This is a genomic window from Pedobacter sp. GW460-11-11-14-TSB4, from assembly GCF_059423705.1.
Window position 1 is genome coordinate 103694 of the sequence record NZ_JBWKYI010000018.1, and the last position, 6510, is coordinate 110203.

A 6510-nucleotide genomic window follows, 5' to 3' on the forward strand; every position below is an offset into this window, starting at 1 on the left:
TTCATCGGTCCCGTTTCATTTATAGCGGCATAGGTAAAAAACCATTTTGCTCTGCATTGTTTGCAAACACAGTTCTTAAATAATGCATAAAAGAACCAAAGTAAGCAACTTTCCGGTTCTCCATCCACTCGCTTCGCTCCTCCTGATTACCTGTTAGTTCTTCAAAAACACAATCACCATCAAAACTGGTCAAACGGCTAGCCCTGGTAAAAGTAAAGTCCTTTAGCAGATATTTTATCCGATAACCAAGCATATGATTTGTAATGATTAAAAAATCGCTGGATGTGGCATTTAAATAATCAGTTTTAGATTTAAACTTTAAAACATCTGTATTCTCTATTTCACAACTGGCTGCATTTGGCGACGTTCCTAAAAAGGCATCTCTAAATATCCTTAAATATTCTTCTCTTTTCTTGTCAAATTTTATGGTTACACTATTTAATTCTACAACTGCATCTGCTAATTTTATATCCAGCACCAACGATTTGCCATTAATGCTCATATTTCTTTTCTCAGAAACATAACCAATCATTTTTACGACTAATTCGTAATTACCACTCGCCAATCCACCAATAAAATACGCTCCTTTCTCATCCGTTAAGGTAATACTTTTCGAATCGGCTATAAACACAGTAGCAGCCTCAATGGGTTTTCCATCCTTAGCTTTAATTACCCCACTAATGGCAAAATTATTCTGAGCCATAGTCACAAAATTGCCAAAACAGAATACCAATACTAGGAGCGCGAATTTATACATCGTTATTTAGAGCGTTTTACTTTTGTTTTCAATTTATAAAATTAATTTAATCAGACAATTGTTAAACCATAATTTAAAATTCCTTTTCTTTGCGCCATGAAAAGAATCTACATTTTCTTTTTCCTTTTAACAATTACGCTGCCTGGTATGGCGCAGATGAAATTGATTAAAAAGATGCTCTCGAACGAAAAAGATACCACCCGCAAAGCCAGCTTTTTACCTTTACCCGCCTTCGGCTATAGTCAGGAAACCGGTTTTGAATTTGGGCTTGGCGCGATTTACTCCTTTTATGTCGATAGAAAAGATACTTTGAACAGGAGTTCGAATTTCGCTTTGAACACGACCTATTCTACAAAAAAAACTGCCAATTTTATGCTTAAGGGCGATTCCTGGACCAAAGGGAATAAATACCATTTTATCGGCGATGTCCGTTTTAAAAATCAGCCTTTCAATTTTTACGGCATTGGCAATAAGGCACAAAAAGCAGATGAAGATAAATTAGACCAACGGGTTTTTAAAACGCTGTTCGATGCCGAGATGAACACTTTACCCAAAGCATATACAGGAGTATCATTGGGTTTCGAGAATTACCGCTTTATAGATAAGGAAATTGGTGGCATTTATACAACGAATCCACAAATTTTAGATAAAGATGGAGGCTCAGTAGCGTGGATAGGTGCATCGCAGAGTTACGACACACGTAACAGCAACAATTACCCAACAAAGGGTTTTTTTGGCAGGGCAACCTACCAGTATGCACCCGATTTTTTTGGTGGCGATAGTTTTACCGGCTCACAGATGAAGCTAGATCTTCGCGGTTTCTTCAGTCTGGCGCCAAAAGTAGTTTTAGGGGTACAGGGTATTTTTTACACCATACAAAGTAAAGCTACGACATTTTACCTTTTACAACAGTTAGGCAACGACCAAATGATGCGCGGTTATTACAGCGGTCGCTACCGTGATGAAAACCTGATGGCCACACAAGCCGAAATCCGTTACCGTTTTATGAACCGTTTTGGTATTGTAGCTTTTGCGGGTACCGGTAAGGTATTTGCAAACGGCCAGTTTAATGCCGATGGATTAAAACCAAACTTTGGCCTTGGAGGGCGCTACTTTTTCGATCCGGCAAAAGGTTTAAGTGTGCGGGTAGATTACGGCATTGGCGAAAAACTGCCAAACGAAAAACGCCAATCGGGATTTTATATCAGTTTAGCAGAAGCGTTTTAAAGGATGTAAGATGTATAATGGAAAAGGGATAACGGAATATATACTCTGCTTTTTGCCATTTTGGGCGCAGTGAAGGACCTACAATTCCAAATGCTCCAATTACTTTTCCTAAAAGACAGATCTTCAGTTCTTTTTATCTTGAATATCAAACTTTACATGTAGACTATCAAATCTTTTGACGCCAGCACGAGACTTGGTTAATAGTGAGCCATTTATAGCTTTTGCATCACCGTTTTGCTTATTAAAAATAATTTTATCCGCTTCTAACATTAAATCATCATTATAAACTCTAGCCCTTCCATACAGATTTATTAGTTTTTGATCTTTAGATGTTTTAACTGAATCTATAGCGCCATATTTTATAGTCCCTAGTAAACTCCCTTTTGCCGGACCATCCTCAATGTAAGTAATTAGATATTTTGCATTTCCGCTAGAAGAAAAATCTTTTGATTTTGATTTATTAAGGTCCAGAACAATTTGTGCAGAAATGAATCCATCCCCCATTTTATCATCTAATCTTGCCTTTTTTGCAGTTATTAAACCTTTTTCTTTATCCCAAATTAATTCTTCCGCGATCAACTTACTATTCCCGATTATTAAGTCAGCAAATGAGAAATAAGATATATTTCCTTTAACATCTCCACGAAGCGTCCTGAAAGAAATAATTTTTGGCACTAACGCAGCATAATCATTCGATTTCAAAACAGCAATCTTTTGCTTCCCATCCTGATGATAAAAACGGTCATAGAGCGCCTCATTTTTAATTATATATTTTTTAGGCTCAGAATACAAAATGATCAGCTTATCAGTCGTATAGGTATTCTTTGAAACCAACTTTTCGCCAATAAATTTCACCAGTACCTTATCGCCCCTTTTAAAATTGTCATCTTTTATATTTTGAGCGGTAAGATTTAAATTGATAGTAAAAAGGCCATCATTTAAAACAATTTTTTCAAGTTTATTATTCGCACCTTTTTTTATCGACTTAATTTTAGAGGTGGCAAAACGGGCCTTATTGGCTTCATACAGAAAAGCATATTTTTCAGGTTTATACTCGTAAATCAAATTGCCCTTTAAATCCTTTATGGTTTGTGGCACGTAAGTAATGTCGACATCTTTAAATCGGTTGGGCTCTCCAATTGGTGCAGGCGGCAATATACTTGCGCTAATTAGTACAACTATTTTGTCGCCTATTTTAAGTTTATTGTTAACATTGTTATATTCTATTGAATAAGTACCAGTTGCCGTTTTTAAGCCAAATGTTTTATGGTTCCTTTTCTTACCAAATTCAATCACCACGCCTTCTATCGGTTTTCCAAGTAAAGAATCGGTTTGCAATGTTTTAATCTCGGTTTGTACCGTAGGGGCAACATCAACATATGCTACTGTAAAACTATACACCAGTCCCAATAATATCGGCAATGCCAATACATACACTAACTTTTTCATGTTCGTTGATTTTTGGTTAAACAACATTTTAATACGGTCCTTAATCGGGCTTTTAACAAAATTGTGGATCAATGGCATCTCGCTCTTGGTTATGGCCAGTTTTAGTAAAAGATTGGCATATGCCCTACTGCCATAACCTGTTGAGGTGACTTCATCTGCCTCATATTCATGTACCTGCTCTAAAGCTTTATCGTATAGGTAAACCACAGGGTTAAACCATAAAACAGCTTTAAAAACCATGAGCACTAGCTTATCTATAGAATGGTATTGCCTGGCATGAACCTGCTCGTGTTTCAGCAAAACTGATAGATCAGCAGCACTTAAATCCTCATCATTTATAAAAACATAGTTAAAAAAGGAGCAGTTGGTAAAACCTTGTGTTTTGCTTATTAGCTTTAATCCGTCGTAATTTTGGGTGTAACTACCGGTGTGTTTAAGCAAACCAAACAGCCGCCATAGGCAAACCAACAATAAAAGTGCAGCCGTAGCACCGTAAACAGTATACATCAGCAGCATCCAGTCGACTTGAGTTCTTACCTCTGGCTGGTACTTCAGCATAATGGGCTGAATAAGCTGCACTGGTGCCTCATCAGCAGGTTTTATTTCAGGTATATTAACCGGGGCCTCAGTTTCTACCGTTGTTATTTCGCGTTTAATTTCAAAATGTAAAGCCGGAATAATAAAACTCAGCAACAGCGTAGCCAGCAAATAAAAGCGATTGATCTTAAAGAAAGTGAGTTTTCTTAAAACCACCAGGTAAAATCCGAAGAACAGTACCGTACAGGCGGTAACTTTAAGCAGATAGGTTAACCATTCCATAGCTATCATTAATTAACAACCACGTTTCGAAAAGGCAACAAAGCCATCTAAAATCAGATTGCTGATTTTTCGGATATTTTTCTCCTTATTAATGTAATCAAGGGTCTTACTGTTGGATATATTGCCAAGCTCGATTAAAACTGCAGGCACTTTAGATTCACGGAGTAATAAAAGGTTTGCATTTTTTAACGAATCTCTTACTTCCATTCCTTTAAGCTGCTTTAAATTGCTTAAAATTCCGGCACCCAGGTCTTCCGCTGTTTTAATATTGCTGTTCAGTTTAGAAACATAAACCTCAATACCACCGAAAGGCACTGCTTCATTTGCAACTGCTGCATTATGATGGATGGAAATAAATGCCATAGCCTCTTGTTTAGGCAAACGATCGCGAAGTGAGATAAATTCATCAGAAGTTCTCGTCAATACAACTTTAATCCCTCTTTTTTCTGCTTCTTCTTTAATGATTTTTACTGCCCTTAGATTCAGGTCTTTTTCCTTTTGACCATCCAGGGCGCTTACAGCTCCATCTTTCCCACCATGGCCGGCATCAATAACCAATATAGGTTCTACTTCATTAAAAGCAGGGTTTGGATTAACCTTAATCGTGCTGTTTAAGTAATTCATGGCATAAACATTTGGCTTTATCGGTGCATCTGCCGAGGCCTGTTTCCCATCCAATGTTTTCTCAACAATAATTTCTTTGCGGTTTATAAATGCCATGCAGCAAATCATTAAAACCGGAATAATGCCTAAATAAACAAGCTTTTGCAGCTTTGCGTTTGGTTCTTTGTACAACATCATGATTCTATTTTTTAGTGGAAGTTTACTAAAACTATTAATGGCTAATTTTTTAGCTGGCATAGCCAGATTTAAAAGTAAAGAAGCATAAACCTTCTTATCTGCAACTTTAGAAGTTTCACGGTCGGCCAGAAATTCGTGGTTATGATCAATGGCATTCCGCCAAAAATAAATAATGGGGTTAAACCAGAGGACTGCAGTTACGAGGTTAACTAAAAGTTTATCGAAAGCATGCCACTGTTTTACGTGGATCGATTCGTGTTTAATCACCAGGTTCTTCTCTTCCAACTGTAACGAGTCGTCGACAATAATCTGGTTAAAAAAAGAGCAGTTTTTTATGGTTGATTTACCATCGACCAAGATTACAGCTCCATTTCTATCTATCGCATGTTTGCGCAATTGAATCTGGATGCGTACCATCATCAAAAGCATTCTAAAAACAAGGGCGGCCAGAATTAAACAATAACCATACATCACTAGCTGGTTCCAGTTTATGTTAGTGTTAGTAGCATTGCCTTCATCTGCAAAATCCTGCTCTACAAAACCATCATTACTATACGCTATTTTTGAGGGAATCTCCTGACTGGCTACTGTTACTTCGTGGCGATTTTCGATGGTCACTGCCGGGATGCTAAAACTCAATACCAGCATCATTAATAAATAAGCACGGTTCAGGTTAAAAAACGTGAGTTTAGCCAGCAAGAACTGATAGGCCGCAAAGAAGATTACGGTACAGGCCGAAACCTTTAATAAGTAAATTAAAATCATGACTTCGAATCCTGGTTAATGATTTTTTTAATTTCTTCTATATCTTTTTCACTTAGTTTTTCTTCTTTTACCATAAAAGATAAAAGACTGGTTGGAGAATTATCAAAATAACCTGAAAATAATTTTGAAAAGGTAGTTTTGGCATATTCATCTTTGGTAATCGACGGAAAGTATTCGTAGGTTTTTCCATAAGCCTTATAATTAACATAACCTTTCTTTTCTAAAAGCCTCACAATTGATGAGATGGTATTATAAGGTGGTTTAGGTTCTTCTTCCAGCTCATCAATAATATCTTTCACAAATGCTTTTTGCAGTTTCCATAAAATCTGCATAATACGCTCTTCTGCTTTAGTTAATTCTTCCATACCCAAATCTATAACTTACTTTTCAGTTTTACAACTAAAAAACAAGTTGTATTACTGAAAAATCAGTTTAAAAAATTAATTAACTGATTTACAGATAAATAAAATACAAATTTCTTTTAATTAGCAAACGAAAAGATTGTAGTGATTGGCAACTGTAGCCCCGCCATTCGCTATAGCCCTCATAAAAAAATCGGGGCTACCGCTGCTGTCCCTTAGGTTTGAGAAAGATTATCAAAGAATTAAATTTGATAAAGGAAACCTTAAAAGCAGAGGTGAACTATGCTGCGATCCAGACTTACGATCTAGAACCTGTAACAGACCTCTGCT

The 6510-nt window shown here is 36.7% G+C and carries 5 protein-coding genes; 1 reads left to right on the forward strand and 4 read right to left on the reverse strand.

Going from position 1 to position 6510, the window contains the following annotated elements; translation table 11 throughout:
• Positions 1-19: 19 nt before the first annotated feature.
• Positions 20-703: a carboxypeptidase-like regulatory domain-containing protein gene (locus tag AC07YT_RS17135; protein ID WP_494945429.1), complete on the reverse strand. Its 684-nt coding sequence runs from the start codon at positions 701-703 to the stop codon at positions 20-22.
• Positions 704-853: 150 nt separating this feature from the next.
• Between AC07YT_RS17135 and AC07YT_RS17140 the strand changes: the two genes are divergently transcribed.
• On the forward strand, positions 854-1984 hold the full coding sequence (locus tag AC07YT_RS17140; protein ID WP_086547901.1) for a BamA/TamA family outer membrane protein: 1131 nt from the start codon (positions 854-856) through the stop codon (positions 1982-1984).
• A 123-nt stretch (positions 1985-2107) separates the two neighbouring features.
• On the opposite strand, the gene AC07YT_RS17145 is transcribed toward AC07YT_RS17140, so the two are convergent.
• From AC07YT_RS17145 to AC07YT_RS17155, 3 genes are read right to left on the reverse strand one after another with little or no spacing between them, the layout of a single operon-like run.
• A complete protein-coding gene (locus tag AC07YT_RS17145; protein WP_494945430.1) occupies positions 2108-4252 on the reverse strand; it encodes a M56 family metallopeptidase in 2145 nt (714 codons plus the stop codon).
• A 12-nt stretch (positions 4253-4264) separates the two neighbouring features.
• Positions 4265-5818, reverse strand: a complete 1554-nt coding sequence (locus AC07YT_RS17150; protein WP_086547903.1) for an N-acetylmuramoyl-L-alanine amidase — start codon at positions 5816-5818, stop codon at positions 4265-4267.
• Positions 5815-6183 (reverse strand): BlaI/MecI/CopY family transcriptional regulator, encoded by a 369-nt coding sequence (locus tag AC07YT_RS17155; protein WP_086547904.1) that lies wholly within the window; start codon positions 6181-6183, stop codon positions 5815-5817. Before AC07YT_RS17155 ends, AC07YT_RS17150 begins: the two co-directional genes overlap by 4 nt.
• Positions 6184-6510 lie beyond the last annotated feature (327 nt).